Genomic DNA, 20,261 nt, shown 5'->3' with positions numbered 1-20,261 from the left:
GCTAACCGTTTAAATGGCGCCTTGCTGTCTTAATTTACCATTTATACAATTGTGCCTGAAAATTTACCAACAAGCTGCTAACTTGCACCTCTGGTTTGTTTTTAGACAACCATTACCTCTTGATGCTTTTGATAAATGACTGCAGCACCTGACAGTATCCACACCAAAAATAAAATAGAACAGGGTCTGATCCTTAAGGTTTCCAAAATGAAACCGGTGATCAAACCCACCAAACCACACCGGCACGAAGGATACCACGAACTGATCTACCTCTCCAAAGGTTCCGGACAGCATACTGTTGGAGACCTGGTTCATGAAGTACAACCGCCGATGGGGTACTACCTGAGTCTGGGCCAGGTACATTGCTGGGATTTTTCAAGAATCCCGGAGGGATATGTTGTCCTTTTCAAAGAAGAAGTCCTGACTGCATATCCCAAGGCATTGTCCAGCCTTTACATTTTAAAAGAGACTTTCCAACTACCCGAGGAAAATTCATCCCTATTCCATTTGTTAGAGATTTTTTATACCGATTACAAAAATGAAGTCGCTTCAGACCTATTGGCAGCGCATTTGAACACCCTCATTTTAAAAACCCTGCATATTCCACTACCAGAGCATTCTATTCATCCCAATGTATTGGATGAATTTGTCCGGTTTAAGAAATTGGTACAGGAAAATTACCTGCACATGAAAACCGCGGAAAATTACGCAGAAGCCATGCATGTCAGTATCCGTAAATTAAACCAGATCTGCCGTACCGCAACGGGCGGCAATGCCATAGATTTAATCCGTGAAAGACTACTCATCGAATCCAAAAATTTGCTCAGCCATACGGGAATTCCGGTAGCTGAGGTGGCCTACCAGTTGAATTTTTCCGATGCCTCCAATTTTATCAAATTTTTTAAATCTCAAACCACGCTGACCCCAACAGAATACAGAGCAAAACTTTAAAGTAAGAATTTACCATTATTGTCAAAAATATACCATCAAAATACAAGGATTCAAGACTTACTTTGCAAACCAAATACAGTCTTGATGAAAATTCTATTAATCTGCTTTTTCCAACTTATCCTCTGTTACCCCATTTTTGCACAAAATTCTATTCATGGAACACTTGTGGATGCAAATGAAAACACCACAATTGAATATGGAAGTGTGGGCCTTTACTCCTCGTCAGATTCCAGCCTGGTATCTGGAGCTGTAAGTGAACCTGATGGAAGATTTGAACTAAGTGATATCAAACCTGGTCGGTACTACCTGGTTATTCAGTTTATGGGGTATAACTCCTTTACCAAAGAGGACCTGACATTTACCAGAGGGCAGTCGCTGGATCTGGGAATGGTTGAATTGACACCCAACGAGCAACTGCTGGAAATGGTCGAAGTTTCGGGATCAAGGTTTACCACCATGCATCAGATAGACCGGCAGGTATTCGAATCCGGAGAATTCATGTCTGGCCAGGGTGGAAATGCCATCGACCTCATCAGGAACCTTCCCTCGGTAAGCATCAATGCAGAGGGAGAGTTGTCGGTCAGGGGATCCACGGGCTTTGTGATCATGATCAATGGAAAACCTTTGCAATCAGACCCTTCGGTAATCCTGGGCCAATTGCCCGCCAATGCCATCAAGAATATAGAAGTGGTAACTGCCCCCTCTGCAAAATACGATCCTGAAGGAAAAGCCGGCATCATCAACATCACAACGGAAAAAGGAGCCACTGATGGTACTTTTATACAGTTTAATACCAGAATCGGGGCACCCAGCATACAGGATTACGATAACAAGGAAAAACCACAACGATATGGAGCTGATTTTACCCTAAATCACCGGAAAGGCGATTGGGACCTTTCCATCGGCGCCAGTTACCTAAGCAATGATATCAACGGCAGAAGGGAAGGCGACGTGTACACCATCCGGGGAGATACTACCACCCGGTTTCCTTCTGATGGAGAACGGGGATTCGATGAAGAAGCTTATTCCGGACGGTTTACGCTAGCTTATACGCCAGATGCCAGCAACGAATTCAGTGTCGGATTTTACGGGGGCATCAGAAGCAAGGATAGAACAGCAGATATAGTCTACTACGACAATCATGCGAGTATAGGCGGCGAGCGACTGTACACCATGCAGTATTACAATGAGAACCTGCGCATCAGAACCAGTGACTTTGCATTGGGAAGCTTCGATTATGCCCATACCTTTGCTGACAAATCCCGCATATCCAGTTCCTTCCTCTACGAATATACCATGCTCGGCGGCCCTACCACCAACAGAAACCTGGGATTTCCCAATACAGATTTTGTTTATCAGGACGAATACAACACCAACGACAATCCCTTACACGGCATCCGATGGCAAGTAGACTACCTATCAAAGCCTACTAAGTGGGGAATACTGGAAGCCGGATATCAGTTCCGTAACCTGGATCATCAGGGAGATTTTGTTTACGAAAGAAAAAACAACGAAACCGGAGTATTTGAACTGGTTCCGGAATTTTCTTCCAATGTCGAACTGACCCGGATTATTCATTCTGGTTATGGTCAATTGTCCGGACAAAAAGACAATTGGGATTATTCCATAGGTTTGCGGATGGAATACATGGACAGGGAATTATTGTTACAGGATGAGGCCAATACAGTAGATACCACCTACAGGTATGATTTTTTCCTACCCTACCCCACAGCAAGTTTTCAGTATTCACTTGACGAGGAAACAAGGGTGAAGGGAGCCTACAGCCGACGGGTAGAACGTACCACTACCTTTAAAATGAACCCATTTCCTGAAAGGGAGCATTCCGAAACTCTGGAACAGGGAGACCCTACCTTGCTTCCGGAATTTATTGACCTGGTAGAGACCGGTTTGGTGCGGGACTTTGGAGAAAACAGCCTCTATGCCACTGCGTATTACCGCCATGTGAAAAACCTTGTCAACAGGGTCAATACGGTTTACAATGACACCATTTTGAACCGCATTTATTCCAATGTGGGCAATGGAAGATCCATTGGTATGGAATTGGGATTGGAGCTTAATCCCAGCAGCAAATGGAAGGTATTTGCCGGTGGAAACCTATACAGGTACAGGATTCAGGGCAGTTTTGATAACAGACCCATCAACAATGCGGCCTGGGTGTATTCCATCAATGCCAATACAAGTTTTGATTTCTCCCCTACCTTTAGTGCCCAATGGTCGGTCAACTACCTTTCCAGGCGCATTACTGCACAAGGAGAAGATTCGGATTTCTTATCTCCCAACCTGGTATTGAAAAAGACGTTTATGGACGACAGGCTTAGTGCCAGCCTGCAGTGGCTGAATATGGACATGGGCCTGCTGGATACCAATGAACAACGGATCAGTACCTGGCGGGAGGATGAATTTTACACCACTACGAATTATGTGCTCGAAGTAGACATGGTGCTCCTGAACCTCAGTTACACCCTCAATCCTACCCGCAATAAATCCCGCTTTATCAAAAGTGAATTTGGGGAGCAGGAATTCTAGGTGCCTGAAAGCTTCAAATGTTTGTATAGATTTGTTTGTATAGATTTAAAGAAAAGCAAATGAAGCGCACATAGCCATTCAATTCTTTAAAAGTTGTCCCAATTCGATCAGTCGTTTTTCGAGCCTTTCCGTCCAGGGCAGTCCGTAATTGAGGCGGAGGCAATGGTGGAATTGGTTTTGAAGCGTAAACATCCTGCCTGGAGCAAAGCTGATTCCGCGAGACAATACCGGATCGAAAAGTTTTCCCGTATCCACATTTTTGGCCAGCTCCACCCAAAGCACAAATCCACCCTGTGGGCGGCTCACCTTGGTCTGTTCCGGAAAGTGGTCTGCAATGGTACGTATAAAATGGAGGGAATTTTCGTGAAGGTTTTTCCTCAGGGAACGCAAATGCCGCTCGTACCGGTCATTCTCCAGAAACAGTCCAATGGCCTCCTGGGTAAGCGCGGTTCCGGAAACCGAATGAAAGAGCTTTAATTTCAGAATATCCTTCATGTATTTTCCAGGTGCCATCCATCCCACCCTGTAGCCGGGAGCGAGGGTTTTCGAGACAGATCCACACCACAGCACCATCCCTTCCTCATCAAACGCCTTACAAGGCCTGGGACGGTTGGCACCAAAGTATACATCCCCATATAAATCGTCCTCAATCAGGGGGATACCATTACGGGCAAGTAGCCGCACCACCTCACGCTTATTTTCTTCAGGCATACAGCTTCCCAGGGGATTGTTGAAATTACTTACCAGCAGGCAAATGTCAATTTTCCCAATGGCAGCTTTTATGTCGTCCGGGCTGACCCCGAATACCGGGTGGGTTGGAAGCTCCACCACCTGCAGTCCCATATTTTTGGCCAGTTGGAGGATACCAAAATAGACAGGGCTTTCTACACCAATCCTCGTACCTGGTTTTGTCAGCGCCATAAAGGCAAGAGATATGGCATGCATGGCACCGGAAGTAGTGACCAGGTCTCTGGTGGCTAAGTTTCCCGACCAGGTAAAGGACCATTTGGCTATATTTTTTCGCAAACGGACGTTGCCCTGTATATCGTCATAGCCGGTTCCCCCAAAGCTAAGTGTTTGTGCCGCTTTGTGCAGGCACTTGTTGAGTCTTGCTACAGGAAAAAAGCTTTCGTCTGGCACACTGAGAGAAAGCTGGGTAATTTCTTTATTGACAAAATTCCTGAACACCTTTCCGATCAACCCGTCATCCGCCGGATCGGGCGGATGGTTTTGAGGCATACTCGCATCCGGCACCGGTAAACGCTGGTTTGCCTTGCCACAAACAAAAAAGCCTGCTTGTGGCCGGGGCACAATGCAAGACCGGCTTTCTAAAACCAAATAGGCCTGTATTACAGTATTCTTGCTTACTCCGTACTCCTTGCTTACCGTACGGATTGAGGGCATCCTGTCCCCTACCCTCAGGCTTCCGTTTTGGATCAGCCTTTCAAAGTTCGCCGCAAGCTCTTGGTATAAGGTCATTTTTTACTTCAACTGTACCCTTCAAAATTAAATAAATTGTATCTGTAACCAACCATTATTCTTTTGTTTATTTGTTGTTCCTTAGAAAAACATCAATAATACGCTTCAAATTGGCACTCACAGAGGAAAACCCGGGTATCAAACCTTATAAGGAAAATTTATGGGCGGATCTGGCAGATTACAAACCTGATATCGATATGTCCGTTCAAATAGTATCAGCCGTCCAGGAGAGGTGGGTTTTTCTAATGCGGCAGATGACCGATTCCCAATGGGATCGAAGCTTCTTTTATCCGGAACAGCAAAAAAGCATTGGACTAAAGGCCAGTGCGCTAATGTACGAATGGCACGAAAGGCACCATTTGGCTCATATCAATCAGGCAAAAAACAATCTTTAATATATTTTAAATACCATGAATCACACCGAAACCCGAAAACCCGATTTTGATTTTGATAATTTCACATTTGGGATTCAATCTACTGATCGAATGCTGCTGGCTTCTTACCAGCAGGGTGAATGGTCGGATTACAAAATTGCTCCGGTGCAATCCATTTCCTTGTCCCCTCTGGCCATGTGCTTCCACTACGGACAGACCGTATTTGAGGGCCTTAAGGCTTTTCGGATGAAAGATGGCAACATCAATATTTTCCGGATGGAAAGTCATTGGAAGCGAATGAACCGCTCGCTCGAACGGATGGCGATGCCTCCGCTCTCCCGCAGTCTCTTTATGGACGGAATTGCAGAGCTGATAAAAATGGAAGCAGACTGGGTCATCGATGATCCGGACTACTCCCTGTATATTCGTCCATTTGTCATTGCCACGGAAAAAAAGCTGGGCGTTGATGCGTCTAAAGAATATCTTTTTATGGTCGTGCTCTCTCCCATGCGTGCCTATTACAATAAACCGCTACATGTGAAAGTAGAAACGGAATACATCCGTTCTGCCCCTGGTGGTGCCGGTGCAGCCAAAAACGGAGGAAATTACGGTGCCTCGCTTCTTCCCCAGATCAATGCAAAAAAAGAAGGTTTCGACCAGATCATCTGGCTGGATGCCCGGGAGAAAAAATATATTGAGGAATCGGGTACCATGAATATCCTTTTTATCCTGGAGGGAAAAAGATTGGTTACGCCTGCCCTTAGTGATAGTATATTGGACGGCATCACCCGGGACTCCTTACTGAAACTAGCGGGCGAAGCAGGTTTCTTAGTAGAAGAAAGACCGGTAGCCATTGAAGAGATCACAGCACGAATCGAACAAGGAGAAAGGGTTGAAGCTTTTGGGGCCGGTACCGCTGCCGTAATATCCCCTATAGAGAGCATAAATTATCGTGGTAAATCATTTGCTACTTACCTGAAGTCCGACGCAGAAATGTATCGGCTGAAGGATATGCTGACTGATGTCAGAAAAGGACTCAAGGCAGACAATTATGGTTGGAATCAATTGCTGGACGGCTAGTCTGGGCACTGGAAGAAAGTCTTAGCCTGTGATGCTATTCCAGCTCTTCGCAAGGTATGCACCAGGGGGCTATCCGGTAGATCCGATAGTGTCGGAATGACTTTGGGGCTACGGTTTTTACTGGATTGGTCGTACACTTCACTCTATACCAGATAAGGTTTGCTTCGAAGATAGCGGGGAAATTGCCTACTCAATCAGGGATGTAGAAAAGATCGGAATTGACCTTTGTTCAGATTATTCAGACCTGGTTTAATTTCTTTGACTCATTCACCAGTTCTTGCTGCGCGATTGCTTTTTTTCAGCATTTATTCGTTTTGCTTTAAGCCTTTTTTCAACGGCACTCTTTTTGGGTTGCGTGGTTTTGCGCATTTTCCTTTTCCGGAAGGCAGCGGACAGCGACTCATAAAATTTCTGAATAGCAATGGATTTGTTTTGAAGTTGAGATCTTTTTTCCTGCGCCTGGATGGTGATATTTCCCTCGCTATCCAGCCTATTGGCCCATTTTTTTAATAAAACGGCCTTTTCGTCTTCCTCCAGTATGCTGGACCGGACTACGTTGAATTTGAGCTGAATTTTAGAATTCACCTTGTTGACATGTTGGCCGCCCGGCCCACTGCTTTTGCTGGCCTGAAAAGACAATTCCTGGTTTAAAAATTCCTCCTTAATTTTTTGAAATATTGACATCATTAATCAGGGATCTGAGTTCATTGCCTATCGCATGGTAAATTGATTTAAGCCGGCGGTAGTTCCCATAGTCAACCCAGAACTGAAAAAATCCACATTTGGTATCCGGCAAAAACCATGAATTCACCACTATCCACCTGGAAAAAAACAGTTATACCCCGCTAACAGGGCTACTCCTTCCATCTGGTATGAAATGAAACTCCCGGATCTTTGTCTGACCGCTGGTACCTGTGGGCTCCAAAGTAATCCCGCTGGGCTTGGATCAGGTTTGCAGCAGAATGACCGGTGATGCATCCCAGAAAATAATTGATTGAGCTGGACAAAACCGGCACCGGAAAACCATGTTGAAGTGCCTGCCCCACCACATAGGAGAGGTCATTTTGATATCCTTTTAGCGCATCTACGGCTTCGTGGTGCAATATCAGGCGGTTGCTTTCCTTAAAGATATCCACCAGTTCCTCCATCAGCACTGACCTGATGATACAACCGTTGGTCCATATTCTGGCGATTTCTGAAAAATTCAGGTTCCAATTGTTTTTTTCAGAGACTTCCAGCATCAGGGAAAATCCGGCATCGTGGTTGATAATTCTGGTGGCCTGATAGGCTGCCTGCAACTTATCTAAAAAGGGTTCTGCCTCTTCTATTCCGGTCAATTGGGCGGACCCATACATGCCGGAAGCTATCATTCGCACTGCTTTTTTCGAAGAAATATTTCTAGCCATTACCGCCTCTGCCAATCCACTGTAAGGCACGCCATATTCCAATGCGATATTGACTGACCAGCCGCCCGTACCCTTCTGTGCAGCCTGGTCAAGTATTTTGTCCAGCAGCAATGATCCGTCCTCTTTCTTTTTCAGTATGTCGATCGTGATTTCCAGCAGATAATTCGACAGATTCGCACCCATCCAGTTTTCGAAAATAGCCGCAATCCTATCGGCTGGCAATTCCAGATAATAACGCATCAGAAAATAAACCTCAGCGATGGCCTGCATTTCTGCATATTCGATGCTGTTGTGTACCATCTTCACGAAATGTCCGGCCCCTTCAGGGCCAATATAGCTAAGACAGGGTTTTCCACGATAATCCTTTGCAGCCATTTTTTCCAGATAGGGAGCCACCAGTTCATACCCTTCCCTACTTCCTCCCGGCATTATAGAAGGGCCTCTTCTGGCGCCTTCCTCTCCCCCCGAAACCCCCGCTCCCAAAAACAATATGCCCTTTTCTTCGAGTAGCCTGGCTCTTCTATTGGTATCTTTAAAAAATGAATTGCCTCCGTCTACTATCACATCCCCAGCGTCCAGAAGGGGTACAAGTAATTCGATTTGTTCGTCTACGGCAGGCCCGGCCGGGATCATCAGCATGATTTTTCGGGGTGTGGCCAATGAGGATACAAAGGATTGCAAATCATCATAAGCCTTAATATCGGTGTAGCCGGGGTTGTCTACCAGTATTTTTTCAGCAATTTTTTCCTCCGTGCCTTCAACGTGGCGGTTAAATATGGAGATTTTAGTTTGGGTATCAGCAAGATTAAGTGCCAGGCTTTTGCCCATTACTCCCATTCCCATTATTCCAAATGCAGACAAATTTTCCAAGGTTCTTATCTTTTTAACAATTTCAGTAACGATTTTTTCCGGGTCCTTAGCTATAGCAATCTTCCAGCCATAATCTGGTTTCTGTAAGGTTGCCAGTTGAGAGTCCAGCAAGGCAGGATTCATAAAATGGCCCACCCTTTTGCGCAGCCTGGATTGGATCAACGATTTACTCCCCTCAAGCAACACCCAATGGATATTGGGACTGACCATCAGGAGTTTTCTGTATTTCTCGTTCAGCGCAGAGCATGCCAGCACCGCCCCGCCTGACTTGTCCCAGTCTGCAATATGCCGGGATAGGTTTACAAGCCAGGGAATGCGGTCCTCATCGGTCAACGGTATCCCTGCATTCATTTTGTCCTTATTGGTCTGAGGATGAAAATGGTCACCATCATAAAATGGCAGGCCGAGGCTCCTGCCCAGCAATGCGCCAACTGTAGATTTTCCGCAACCAGTAACCCCGTAAACGATAACAATCATGTACGAAATTAGTAAAAATCAACCGGATCAATGCGGATTAATACTAAATTTGAAAAACTGAACCTTATCTGTCAGGTAAACTGTTATACAACTTGATTTGATCAGGGACAATTTAATTTATGCTTCAGGCAAAAAAGAGAGTAGTGGTGGGGCTTTCCGGTGGCGTGGACAGTTCCGTAGCAGCCTATCTGCTAAAAGAAAAGGGATATGAGGTTATCGGCCTTTTTATGAAAAACTGGCACGATGAGACGGTAACCATATCCAACGAATGCCCCTGGGTAGAGGACAGCACCGACGCCATGCTGGTGGCCCAGAAGCTTGGTATCCCCTTCCAGGCCATAGACCTTAGCGAGGAGTACAGGGTGAGGATCGTGGACTACATGTTTGCGGAATACAAGCAAGGCAGAACTCCCAATCCGGATATCCTTTGCAACAGGGAAATAAAGTTTGATATTTTCCTGAAAGCGGCGATGAAACTTAAAGCAGATTTTGTTGCCACAGGACATTACTGTCAGAAAGAAATTTTGGAAACCAGGGGCAAGTCTATCTACCGCTTGGTGGCAGGTGCCGACTGCAATAAAGATCAAAGCTACTTTTTGTGTCAATTGAACCAGGACCAATTGTCCAGGGCCCTTTTCCCGATCGGTCACCTTCAAAAAGCCGAAGTGAGGGAAATTGCAAGGGAGCTGGATCTGGTGACCGCCGATAAAAAAGATAGCCAGGGACTCTGTTTTATCGGCAAAGTACGGTTGCCTGAATTTTTACAGCAGCAATTGAAGCCTGCCAAAGGAAAAATAATTGCCATACCGGTGTCCTCTCCCAAATACGAAAACAAAGGTATTCCTGCAGGTATTTCCGTAGAAGAATTTGATCAGGAAACATTAATAGAATCCTGTCTGCCGATCACTTATGCCGAAGAGGATGGTGAAATGGTCGGTGAACACAATGGCGCCCATTACTTTACAGTAGGACAGCGCAAAGGGCTGAATGTGGGCGGCACGGGTAAACCTTTGTTTGTGATCGCCACAGATACCCGCAAAAACATCATATACACCGGACTGGGGGAGGATCATCCGGGATTGATCCGATATGGACTTTTCGTCAAAACAGATGAGATCCACTGGATAAGGCCCGATAAAAAGCTCAAGGTAGGAGAAACTGCCCGGTATCAGGCCAGAATAAGGTATCGCCAGCCGCTTACAGATGCCAGCCTCATTCAACGGGAAGAAGGGCTGTACGTAATCTTTGACAAGCCACAAAGGGGAATTGCAGCCGGCCAGTTTGTAGCCTGGTATGCCGGCGATGAGGCCATAGGATCAGGAACCATCTCCTGATATGGATGAGCTCCCGGTACTTTACGAAGATGATCATTACCTGGCGGTACACAAGCCGGTAGGCGTTCTGGTCCACAAGACGCCCTTGGAAAGAGATCCGGCGGCAAAATTTGCGGTACAAATCCTAAGGAAACAAGTTGGCTACAAGGTCTACCCCCTTCACCGGATAGACCGGCCTACTTCGGGTATCCTGCTTTTCGCTAAAAACCAACTGGCCGCTTCCGCGCTCCAACCGCAGTTTGCCGGTACGGGTATCAAAAAGTATTACCTGAGTATCGTGCGGGGATATTTGCCGGAAGCCCATGGCTTGATTGATCATCCCCTGGCAAAAGATCTGGTGCACGAATTGCAGCCGGCAGTAACGGAATACTGGCGCCTGTCAGAAACAGAAATCCCCTATGCCTCGTCAAACCGATACGCTACCAGCAGGTACGCTCTGGTAAAAGTATATCCCCATACCGGAAGGATGCACCAGATCAGGAGGCATTTTGCCCACATCCGCCACTATGTGATAGGAGACCGCACGCATGGCGACAACAAACAAAATCGGTTTTTCGAGCGGCATTTTAACATGCACCTGATGCTACTCCACGCCTGGAAGATGGAATTCTCCCATCCATTCCTGCTAAAAGATATTAAGATAACTGCCAGACCACCAGAACATTTTGAAGAAATGGCTTCCAAATTGGGCTGGAAATTAACAAACTTTAATTACTGAATCGTTTGTATTAATAATATATTTGGAACAAATAATGGGGTAAAACCCAATGTACACGAAGGCTGGGTGCCAGATTTGAGAGACAAAATTTCCTGAAAGGCTGGAATGAAAGAAAGGTCTCCATGCCGGTGAAGGCTTTGCCATTAGACATAATAGGTTAACAAATGAACAGCAAGCATGTATTGATAGGGCTGATATTCCTCATGGGGATGATCGCCCGGCCATCCATGGCCCAGAAAGAGCTGATTGAAGAAACCATTCAGCAAGATGAGGCCCTGGCTCATTTTAAGTTTTTGGCCGCTGATGAATTGATGGGACGGGATCCTGCCAGGTCCGAAATAGATATTGCGGCCCTTTATATTGCCAATCAATTTGAGAAATACGGCGCCCGGCCTATGGAAGGTTTAAACGCCTATTATCAGCATGTTCCATTCATGTACTCCAGCCCACCGGAAATTGGAGAAATCAATTGGAATCAGGACACCTTAAACCATGGAGATGAACTCCTGGTGCTGGGAGGCCAGGACATTTCCGGTGAATTTGAACTGGTCGTGGCCGGCTATGGGTTCGAAGAGGATTATGAAGGCAAGGATGTGGCCGGTAAATGGGTAGTAGTCCGCGTGGGTGCGCCCGACAGGCTGTCTCCGGCCGAACTATTTGCGGCTGGCAGAGAAAAAACGGCACTGGCCGAGGCCAAAGGTGCTGCCGGACTAATAGAAATGTACAACGTACCCACTACTCCCTGGAGTCTTTTGGTGAATTACCTGAATAAACCACAAATGGGTCTGGACATCAACCCGGAGGCGGACACGGCTTTTCCCTATTTGTGGATGAAGGACCTGAGTAGCGAAATCATCAATGCCATGAATTCAGGCGCCAATACCATGAAAATTCAGGTCGCCGGTAAAATCAACAAAAAGATCACCGGAAAAAATGTGGTGGCCTATATCCCGGGAACAGACGAAAACTTAAAGGAGGACTTTATCATGTTATCTGCCCATTATGACCATTTGGGGATTGGAACACCCAATGCAGCAGGAGATTCCATTTATAATGGGGCCAGAGACAATGCAGTGGGAACGGCTGCTTTGATCCAGGCGGCTCACTTTTTTGGCGAGCATCCACCCAAAAGATCTGTCCTCCTCTGTGCCTGGACAGCAGAAGAAAAAGGTTTGCTGGGATCGGGATATTTTGCCGACAATCCACCTTTGGATTTGTCAACTATCATTTTTAATCTCAATATTGACAATGCAGGCTACAATGATACCAGCCTGGTAACAGTAATCGGATTGGGAAGATCTTCTGCGGATCATCATATTTCGGAAGCTGCAGAAGCATTTGGTCTGAAAGCCCTTTCCGACCCGGCTCCCGAACAAGGACTTTACGATCGCTCAGACAATGTGAATTTTGCCAAAAAAGGGATCCCCGCTCCTACCTTCAGCCTGGGTTTTACAGCTTTCGATCAGGATGTGGCCGCCCATTACCATCAGGTTACCGATCAGGTAGATAATTTTGACCTGGACTATGCCCTCAAGTATTGGAAATCCTTTATTCTTTCAGCGGAAAAAATCGCCAATGATCCCAATCAACCGCTTTGGATAAAGGGGGATAAATACGAATCTGTTTCCAAAACTTTATATGGGGATTGATTTGACCAAAAAAATGGCGTCTTTCTCCGGTTGATTTTTGAGTGCAGATCCTTTGAACCCAGGCTGGGTCTGGAATATTGATCCACCCCGGTGAATTCCTGATGCCCATAATCCGCTTTATGTGCATCCTGATCCGAAAAGCGTAAGTTTCTGACTATATTATAGCCCATAAATCAATATCAAAACGCCTTCAATAGGAATGCGGCTTTAGCCCATTCCAAAAATAGCATTCCAAGTACACCGGCTTTAGCCAAATTTGACTAAATGTAAGGGTATAAGACTTTTGTATAGATTCGGAAAGCGAAATTTTAAATGATATATTGGATTTGATTTGCCCTGAAAAATCAAGAAGGGCAAAATAGGGGAAAAATATTCCAGGAAGAACGCGGAGATAATTGTTAAATCTGGATTTGAACCATCAATATTTGGCTAAAGCCAATTAGGCTGACAGAGCCCATATTGCCTACAGCTAAAGCAGTAGGCAATTGAATAAATATTCATAGTTGCCAACTCCGGATAACTTGAGTGTTTATCTCGAGACCTTATTTGAAATTCAATTAGGGAGAGAGGCTTATATTCTTTTTCCATTAAATAGGTCTTCCCTGACACTATAGTCTGGTTTTTATAACTGGAAAAGTGCCTAATTCAATAGAATTATTTCGCCTTGTGGATTATTTTTTTTGAGGCGCCTAACAGAAGCCCCAAACAAAAGCTATTCACGCAGTCCTTAAAAACTACTACCATAATATTTTAAGCGAATTCGCATTATATCAAGTATGACCATTATTTTTTATATTTTGCATTGTTAATACCACCTCATGCACCTAATACTAACCCGTTAACCCATGGAAAACCACCCCCATTTTTCAACATACCGCATTATTACCCTTTGTTTCCTGGCATTATATGGATCTGCCTGTACGCAGACCACACCAGAAGGTGCCGGGGCTGATTGGGCAACCTACCTGGGTCACCCGACCAGCAATCAGTACTCCACTTTGGACCAGATAAACAAAGACAATGTGTCTCAACTGGAACTGACCTGGACCTATAAGACCGGTGATTCAGCCAATTACCAAACGAATAACCTGATTGTGGACGGTTGGCTGTACACGGCTACTCCGCACAGCCGGGTGGTTGCATTGGATGGGGCGACAGGGAAGGAATACTGGACATTTGACCCGTCTGCGGTTTATGAATCCCTCGCTGATGGGGATCAACGGGGCCTGATGTACTGGCATGATGGGGATATTGGGCACATTCTCACCATGAAAGGAAACCGTCTTTTTGCATTGAATGCCAAAACCGGTGAACCCATTGTTTCTTTCGGCGAAAATGGCTCCATACACCTGGGTGAGGCAATGGACATCCCGGGAAGGCCAAATGTAACGCTCAATACTCCGGGGCAGATATACAAGGACCTATTTATCATCGGAGCCAATGTAGGGGAAGATGTTCCCGGTGCAATACGTGCATTTGACATCCGTACGGGAAAGCGAAAGTGGATTTTTCACAGCTTGCCCAGGCCCGGTGAATTTGGATCGGATACCTGGCCGGCAAACTATCTGGAAAAAACAGGAGGCGCATCTGACTGGTCCGGTCTGGCTTTAGATGAAGCCCGCGGCATTGTCTATGTGTCCACCGAGACTGCCGGTCCCGATTTTTACGGAGGAGATCGGTATGGAGAAAATTTATTTGCCAATTCACTCATTGCGCTCGATGCAAATACCGGACAGCGGCTTTGGCACCACCAACTCGTGCATCATGACCTTTGGGATATGGACATCCCCCAGGCACCGACTTTACTGACTGTAGAACATGAGGGCAAAGAGTTGGATATTGTTGCTGTAGGCACAAAAATGGGTCTTTTATTCGTATATGACAGGGTGACGGGAGAACCGCTCTGGCCGATTGAAGAACGGTCACAGGCAGCCACTAAAATCGATGAAATCCAAACCTGGCCCACCCAACCTTTTCCAACAGCCCCGCCGCCATTGATGAGGCAGGAATATACGGCGGATGACTTTTCGACCATTTCTCCCAGGGCACAGCAAATGAGCAAAGAAGTATTCAGTCAGTCGGGAAACTATGGCGCTTACCCTCCCCCGAGTACCGGGCAAACGATTATGTTTCCGGGATACGATGGGGGTATGGAATGGGGTGGTGCTGCCGCTGATCCCGATGGAATACTGTATGTAAATGTAAATGAGATCCCCTGGTTTTACCAGCTCGTACCCACCAAAAAGGCCGATGGCAGCCCCCTGCCCAACGGAGAAAAACAATACCTGATCCATTGCGCCTCCTGTCACGGTACGGATCGTAAAGGTAACCCTGACGGTGGCTTTCCTTCTCTTGAAGGCATCTCCGGGCGATGGAGCAAGGAAACGGTAATGCAGTTAATGAAGAAAGGAGGCGGACGTATGCCGGCTTTTGATCAGGTTGCGCAGGGGCGTCTGGATGCCATCGTACGATTTCTCTTCAATGAAGAACCGGCTGTCAGCGATGAAACCGAGCGTAAAAATCAAGCACCATCCTACGTCTTTCGTGGTTTCCAACGCTGGAACGATGAAGAAGGATATCCCGCCATTAAGCCACCCTGGGGAACCCTCAATGCGGTCGATCTCAATACCGGCACCATCAAATGGAAAGTGCCGCTGGGAGAATACGAGGAGCTGACCAAACGCGGCGTTCCGGTTACCGGAACGGAAAATTACGGGGGGCCGGTCGTAACCGCCGGTGGTCTGCTGTTTATTGCAGCCACTGCTGATGCCAAAATCCGGGCTTTTGACAAAGACAATGGAAAAGTACTATGGGAATACCAGTTGCCTGCTGAGGGACACGCCACCCCGAGTGTATATGCGGTGAATGGCAAGCAGTACCTTGCCATCTCTGTAGGAGGCTCGAAACTGAAACCCCACCCTGAGGGGGCGGTGTTTGTATTTAGCCTTCCGGATTGATGCAGTTTTGATTAAATCTCTTTCGTGAATATCGGTGTTTTTACCATGGTCCAATTCTGATTATTCAGTGCCACCGTAAACCGAAATCTAACTATGCTTCGCTTCCCGAATGGTCGCAAGTTTAACCCCCATACGATGCGCTGATATAATAAACAAAATCAAACCAATTGAATTTTTTCTGATGACATTTTTATAGATTGGCGATGATATATAGGAATAAAAAAGGCTCCCTTATGAAAACGATTACCTGGATAATCTATAATCTGTGATCAATAGTTCAGGTGAAAGATTTAGTTTGATGGTTAAATTTCTGATCATTTCTACTGTTAATTTCCTTTTCCTGTTGAGTATTTCAGAGACTCTGCTTTTTCCCCCAATTTCATTTACCAGGTCTTTTTGTTTTAATTGCAACTCCTCCATCCTTATTTTTATGGCTTCAATAGGATCAGGAGCATCGATCGGATAATTTTTCTTTTCATAATCATCCACCATCAATCCAAGGATATCGGCTTCATCGCTTTCCAAGGTACCTATAGGAGCATCAAAAATTTCCCCTAGCCTTTCAAGTGCTTTATGGTAATCTGATTCTGATTTTATTGGTCTTAGTTCCATGGCTTTTCAATTAAATCGTATCTGCATCAATTTTATCATATTCATTATGAGTCCCAATAAACCGGATAAAAACCCACTGTTTCTCAAAATTGAATTTTGTTACCAGCCTGAACGAATTTCCTTTTCTGTTAAAAACAATCCTACTGTCTTTTAGGATGCTGGCATTTGCATAGGATTGTTTTACATCATTGGGCCTAAGCCACTTTGAACCAATCGCAGTATCATACCAGGTTTTTAAATACTGCTCTGATTCCGGGTGCTTTTCTCAAAACTTCCGTAAGGTGCCTTTAGCGAAAATTCTTTCCATTACTTCCTAACTAAAGCAAAGATATTTGAAAATTCTCAAATTGGGAACCTTTAGAGTTGCTTTGATTTTTATATGGTTGGTAACGTCCGGGGCTTGTGGGCGCCGGGCTTTTGGAAACGTTTTCTTCCCACCTACTCCTAACTTCTTAAAGATACTAAATTTTTTCTATTCAAATTGAACCGTCCGCTGGATCCAAGGTGATGTGTGTGCCCAGGATGGGCATCTGGTATCGAAGATACCAAATTATTTCAAAGGGTGAAAAGCCTGTGCCGATCTTTCGGTATCTGATGTGCCCGGGGGTAACGTCCCGGAGCACTAGCAAGTCTCTTTATGGGCTATATTATCAGGATAGCATCGCACAATTCCGTTACCAGAAATACACGTATCCATAGGCTACTTGTGATGGAACACAAGGTTTAATCGTTCATCGAACGTTAAACAGTTATCAAAGCGACTTCTTGTCGCACTACGGTGGTGTGAGAGCCTCAACCTGAGCCATTTGGCTCAGGTCGGACTACTCGATTAGCAAAAGTTATTATTCATTTCGTAGTTTTAATTTATCTATTTTACTTCCTATTTCATTCGAAAATTCTATAACTAAATCAAGTGATTTATTTAGTTTTTCAATCAATTCGTCTAATTGACTTAATAATATCCGTTTAGCCAAATTTATATCCTTTTGAATCCTTGGCAGTTTTGATATGCTTTCTCTAAATGATTTAAGTCCTTGCAAAGCATTTGGTATTGCTTTTCGTAATATAATTATTGATTCCTTTGAGTCTTCTAATTCTTGGATTGTATCATCATTGGAAAAGTCTTCTGATAGATTTATTAAATTTATTCCTGCTTTAATTCCATCCTCAAAAGATGAATAAAAAATAGGTGTTTCCACTTTAAGTCTATCCGAATAATCATTCATCAATTTCGCAGTACTTTTTAAAACGTTAGTTACAATATTTTTATTTGGATTCGGAATTTTTGAAATTCGGGTTAATTCCTCCGCTTTAGTAGTTATTGATGCTCCTATCCATTCTGTTGATTCAGAAATTCTGACCAATGAATTTGATGAATCAGCTATCAATGCTTCGAATTGATCGCTGTAATCAAAAAGACCTAATTCTTCCAAATCTGTTATTTCATCTTGCTCATTAAGAATAACTTTTACGTTTAAATTATTTGCAATTGATTCAATTCTTTTGGGAATATGCAGTCTTAAAAAGTTTTGAAGATTTTCAACTGTATCAAACTCCCAATAGAGCATCTTATCTTTAGGAATTGAATTTTTAAATTGATTTACCTTTAGGAATTGCTCAGGGTCAATGTCACTTAATGAATTCGGAACAGAGTTTTTAAAGTAAAAAAGTATTTGAGGTTGTAGATTGCCTTCTTGAAATCGAGTTAAAGCCATATTGAACTCCTCCTCTGTTCCTGAATCAGCATTCTTGGTAGGTGTTCCAAACCTCTTCCATAGTAATCCCAAAAATATATCGTAGTCATCTCCAATGTCAATATTGATAATATCTTGTGTATGAGATTTTGAGATTCCTGGGGCTGAATGAGTCTCCCATTTGAGCAATTCAATTACACAATTATTTGCATTCCCATAATTAAGGTTAAGTTCTTTTACAACTTCTTCGATTGCAGCTCTTTCCTCATTTAAGTCAGATGGTGAGCTTACAAATATTGTGTATTTCGTTATTGATTTTGCCATTTTATAATTTTGGCAACGGTCAAGTATAAGCGTAGTGCGGGATTTCGGAGACGTTTTCTGTCTGCCCACCACAAAGTTTCTTAAGAGCTAAAATGCTCGTTTTTACCCGTTCAGCCCGCATTACGCTTATACAATGTGTGTGCCTTGAATGGTGAATATAGGTCAAAAAGTTGACTGTTCCAATGGGTGAAATGCCTGTGCCGATTTCTCGGCATCCCTTATGCGCGGGAGTCGTTACCCGAAGCAAAGCAAGTGGCAAAGCCTGTCCCGCCAAAGCGGGGCTGGTTTGCCGTGAGGCATGCAGTGAAGTAAGCCAGACTGCGGTGTCTGTACTGACGAACAGAAACCATATACTGAGGCCATGAGGTCGGATGAGGTGCCACATCACGCCGAAGTCCTAACCTTCCGAAAGGAAGGAAGCATCGAAATGGTAGATATGGCAGGAATAGGCACAAGGATATTCACCTTACCGAGGGAGGTCTCTGGGTGTCGGGAACACCTAAGAGAAGTCAGCCGAGGTCATAGTAGTTACCGGTAACGAGCTGTAAGAGCTACAGAGGTCTCACTGGGTAACGAAGCCCGCCCGGATGACCAGTCGGACGGGGACCGAACATTGGATTACGTCCAAATTCGATGGGGAGCACCTTTCCGGTGTAGCCTCATCTTAAGCAGGACCGAGCGTCAAGAAATGATCCCTTAGGATCATTTTAGCGAGGGGCCGGATTGCAGGGTTGCTTAACAGATTTAAAGTATGATAGAAAAAGTACTCAACCGTAAGAACCTCTACAAAGCCTACCGACAGGTAGTGCGGAATATCCAGGTGGACGGCATGAAGGTTTCCGAACTGTTTTCCTATCTGGAAAACAACAGGGACAGCATTGCCACGTCCATCCTGAACCATACGTATGTACCGAAACCTATCAAGGGGGTTGAAATCCCCAAGAGCAACGGGAAAACAAGGTTAGTGGGGGTTCCCACGGTAGTGGAAAGGTGGCTACAACAGGCGGTAAGCCAGGTGCTGATGACCAAATACGAACTTACGTTCGAGGAACACAGCTATGGCTTCCGCCCCGAAAAGAACATCCACAAGGCGGTAACACAAGCCCTGAAAAACATCAACGATGGCTATCAGGACATAGTGGATATTGACCTCAAAGGATTCTTTGACGAAGTTGACCATTCCACTCTGGTACAGTTCATCTACCAACGGGTAAAATGCCCGACCACTCTGCGGCTTATCCGGAAATGGCTCCGTGCACCGATCCAGATTGACGGAAAACTGCACAAACGTAGAAAAGGCGTTCCTCAGGGCTCTCCGATCAGCCCCCTATTGAGCAATATCCTGCTGGATTTGCTGGACAAGGAACTGGACAGGCGAAACCTGAAATACGTCCGTTACGCTGATGATTTCAGTATCTACACCAAGTCAAAGAAGGAAGCCAGAAAAGTGGGCAACGAGATTTATCTCTTTTTAAGAGATAAGCTCAGATTGCCCATCAACAGGGAGAAAAGCGGTATCCGAAGACCTTCCAATTTTGAGTTGTTGGGACATGCATTTGTACCGACATATCAGAAGGGGGACAAAGGAAAATACCAGCTGGTGGTGAAGAAGAGCAGCTGGGAATCACTCAAGCGAAAGCTCAAACAGATTACCAAGAAAACCAGACCGTACAGTTTCGAGGAACGGCTTCACAAACTCAGAGAAGTCTGGATGGGATGGGTGAACAACTACCGGTTGGCAAGTATTCATGCCAAACTCAAACAGATTGACGAGTGGTTGAGAAACCGA

General features: G+C 45.1%; 14 protein-coding genes and 1 pseudogene. 9 read left to right on the top strand and 6 right to left on the bottom strand.

The annotated features are described in order from the left end of the window. Positions 1-135: 135 nt before the first annotated feature. Positions 136-951 carry a helix-turn-helix domain-containing protein gene (locus BUB19_RS07000; RefSeq protein ID WP_073093849.1) on the top strand — a complete coding sequence of 272 codons (816 nt, stop codon included), beginning with the start codon at positions 136-138 and terminating at the stop codon, positions 949-951. Between the two features lie 84 nt (positions 952-1,035). Further along, a complete protein-coding gene (locus tag BUB19_RS06995) occupies positions 1,036-3,498 on the top strand; it encodes a TonB-dependent receptor (protein WP_073093848.1) in 2,463 nt (820 codons plus the stop codon). Positions 3,499-3,576: 78 nt separating this feature from the next. Here the strand turns inward: BUB19_RS06995 and BUB19_RS06990 are convergent, their stop codons facing one another. Continuing rightward, a complete protein-coding gene (locus tag BUB19_RS06990) occupies positions 3,577-4,977 on the bottom strand; it encodes an aminotransferase-like domain-containing protein (protein WP_073093847.1) in 1,401 nt (466 codons plus the stop codon). Positions 4,978-5,048: 71 nt separating this feature from the next. On the opposite strand from BUB19_RS06990, the gene BUB19_RS06985 reads away from it, so the two are divergent. Then, on the top strand, positions 5,049-5,372 hold the full coding sequence (locus tag BUB19_RS06985; protein WP_073093846.1) for a DinB family protein: 324 nt from the start codon (positions 5,049-5,051) through the stop codon (positions 5,370-5,372). A 15-nt stretch (positions 5,373-5,387) separates the two neighbouring features. Then, positions 5,388-6,431: a branched-chain amino acid aminotransferase gene (locus BUB19_RS06980; protein ID WP_073093845.1), complete on the top strand. Its 1,044-nt coding sequence runs from the start codon at positions 5,388-5,390 to the stop codon at positions 6,429-6,431. A 267-nt stretch (positions 6,432-6,698) separates the two neighbouring features. Here BUB19_RS06980 and arfB read toward each other — a convergent pair whose 3' ends face one another. After that, positions 6,699-7,118: an alternative ribosome rescue aminoacyl-tRNA hydrolase ArfB gene (arfB, locus tag BUB19_RS06975; protein WP_317041580.1), complete on the bottom strand. Its 420-nt coding sequence runs from the start codon at positions 7,116-7,118 to the stop codon at positions 6,699-6,701. A gap of 167 nt (positions 7,119-7,285) precedes the next feature. Then, a complete protein-coding gene (gene gndA, locus BUB19_RS06970) occupies positions 7,286-9,184 on the bottom strand; it encodes an NADP-dependent phosphogluconate dehydrogenase (protein WP_073093844.1) in 1,899 nt (632 codons plus the stop codon). 119 nt (positions 9,185-9,303) lie between these two features. Between gndA and mnmA the strand changes: the two genes are divergently transcribed. From mnmA to BUB19_RS06950, 4 genes are all read left to right on the top strand, one after another. After that, positions 9,304-10,518 (top strand): tRNA 2-thiouridine(34) synthase MnmA, encoded by a 1,215-nt coding sequence (gene mnmA, locus BUB19_RS06965; RefSeq protein ID WP_073093843.1) that lies wholly within the window; start codon positions 9,304-9,306, stop codon positions 10,516-10,518. 1 nt (position 10,519) lies between these two features. Then, complete coding sequence (locus BUB19_RS06960; protein WP_073093842.1) at positions 10,520-11,236, top strand: pseudouridine synthase; 717 nt, start codon at positions 10,520-10,522, stop codon at positions 11,234-11,236. 164 nt (positions 11,237-11,400) lie between these two features. Next, on the top strand, positions 11,401-12,885 hold the full coding sequence (locus tag BUB19_RS06955) for a M28 family peptidase (RefSeq protein ID WP_073093841.1): 1,485 nt from the start codon (positions 11,401-11,403) through the stop codon (positions 12,883-12,885). Positions 12,886-13,730: 845 nt separating this feature from the next. Continuing rightward, positions 13,731-15,842 (top strand): outer membrane protein assembly factor BamB family protein, encoded by a 2,112-nt coding sequence (locus BUB19_RS06950; protein ID WP_073093840.1) that lies wholly within the window; start codon positions 13,731-13,733, stop codon positions 15,840-15,842. Positions 15,843-16,085: 243 nt separating this feature from the next. On the opposite strand, the gene BUB19_RS06945 is transcribed toward BUB19_RS06950, so the two are convergent. The 3 genes and pseudogenes from BUB19_RS06945 to BUB19_RS06935 all read right to left on the bottom strand — a co-directional run bounded on the left by BUB19_RS06945 (position 16,086) and on the right by BUB19_RS06935 (position 18,472). Continuing rightward, positions 16,086-16,454 (bottom strand): helix-turn-helix domain-containing protein, encoded by a 369-nt coding sequence (locus BUB19_RS06945; RefSeq protein ID WP_073093839.1) that lies wholly within the window; start codon positions 16,452-16,454, stop codon positions 16,086-16,088. A 10-nt stretch (positions 16,455-16,464) separates the two neighbouring features. Beyond that, positions 16,465-16,689 (bottom strand): annotated as a pseudogene (locus BUB19_RS06940) (type II toxin-antitoxin system HigB family toxin); the annotation flags it as partial. A gap of 607 nt (positions 16,690-17,296) precedes the next feature. Then, entirely contained in the window at positions 17,297-18,472 is a 1,176-nt protein-coding gene (locus tag BUB19_RS06935) for a DUF4062 domain-containing protein (RefSeq protein WP_073093838.1), read from the bottom strand. Positions 18,473-19,223: 751 nt separating this feature from the next. Here BUB19_RS06935 and ltrA point away from each other — a divergent pair. Then, a partial coding sequence (gene ltrA, locus BUB19_RS06930; RefSeq protein ID WP_073093837.1) for a group II intron reverse transcriptase/maturase occupies positions 19,224-20,261 on the top strand: 1,038 nt, incomplete at its 3' end.

It is taken from the genome of Cyclobacterium lianum, from assembly GCF_900143075.1.
GTDB classification, from domain to species: domain Bacteria; phylum Bacteroidota; class Bacteroidia; order Cytophagales; family Cyclobacteriaceae; genus Cyclobacterium; species Cyclobacterium lianum.
This window is presented reverse-complemented; position numbering and strand designations above follow the sequence as displayed.

Bases quoted from the DNA above. Each gene is read 5' to 3' on its own strand.
- BUB19_RS07000 (WP_073093849.1), top strand. From the start codon at position 136: ATGACTGCAGCACCTGACAGTATCCACACCAAAAATAAAATAGAACAG.
- BUB19_RS06995 (WP_073093848.1), top strand. From the start codon at position 1,036: ATGAAAATTCTATTAATCTGCTTTTTCCAACTTATCCTCTGTTACCCC.
- BUB19_RS06990 (WP_073093847.1), bottom strand. From the start codon at position 4,977: ATGACCTTATACCAAGAGCTTGCGGCGAACTTTGAAAGGCTGATCCAA.
- BUB19_RS06980 (WP_073093845.1), top strand. From the start codon at position 5,388: ATGAATCACACCGAAACCCGAAAACCCGATTTTGATTTTGATAATTTC.
- arfB (WP_317041580.1), bottom strand. From the start codon at position 7,118: ATGATGTCAATATTTCAAAAAATTAAGGAGGAATTTTTAAACCAGGAA.
- gndA (WP_073093844.1), bottom strand. From the start codon at position 9,184: ATGATTGTTATCGTTTACGGGGTTACTGGTTGCGGAAAATCTACAGTT.
- mnmA (WP_073093843.1), top strand. From the start codon at position 9,304: ATGCTTCAGGCAAAAAAGAGAGTAGTGGTGGGGCTTTCCGGTGGCGTG.
- BUB19_RS06960 (WP_073093842.1), top strand. From the start codon at position 10,520: ATGGATGAGCTCCCGGTACTTTACGAAGATGATCATTACCTGGCGGTA.
- BUB19_RS06955 (WP_073093841.1), top strand. From the start codon at position 11,401: ATGAACAGCAAGCATGTATTGATAGGGCTGATATTCCTCATGGGGATG.
- BUB19_RS06950 (WP_073093840.1), top strand. From the start codon at position 13,731: ATGGAAAACCACCCCCATTTTTCAACATACCGCATTATTACCCTTTGT.
- BUB19_RS06945 (WP_073093839.1), bottom strand. From the start codon at position 16,454: ATGGAACTAAGACCAATAAAATCAGAATCAGATTACCATAAAGCACTT.
- BUB19_RS06935 (WP_073093838.1), bottom strand. From the start codon at position 18,472: ATGGCAAAATCAATAACGAAATACACAATATTTGTAAGCTCACCATCT.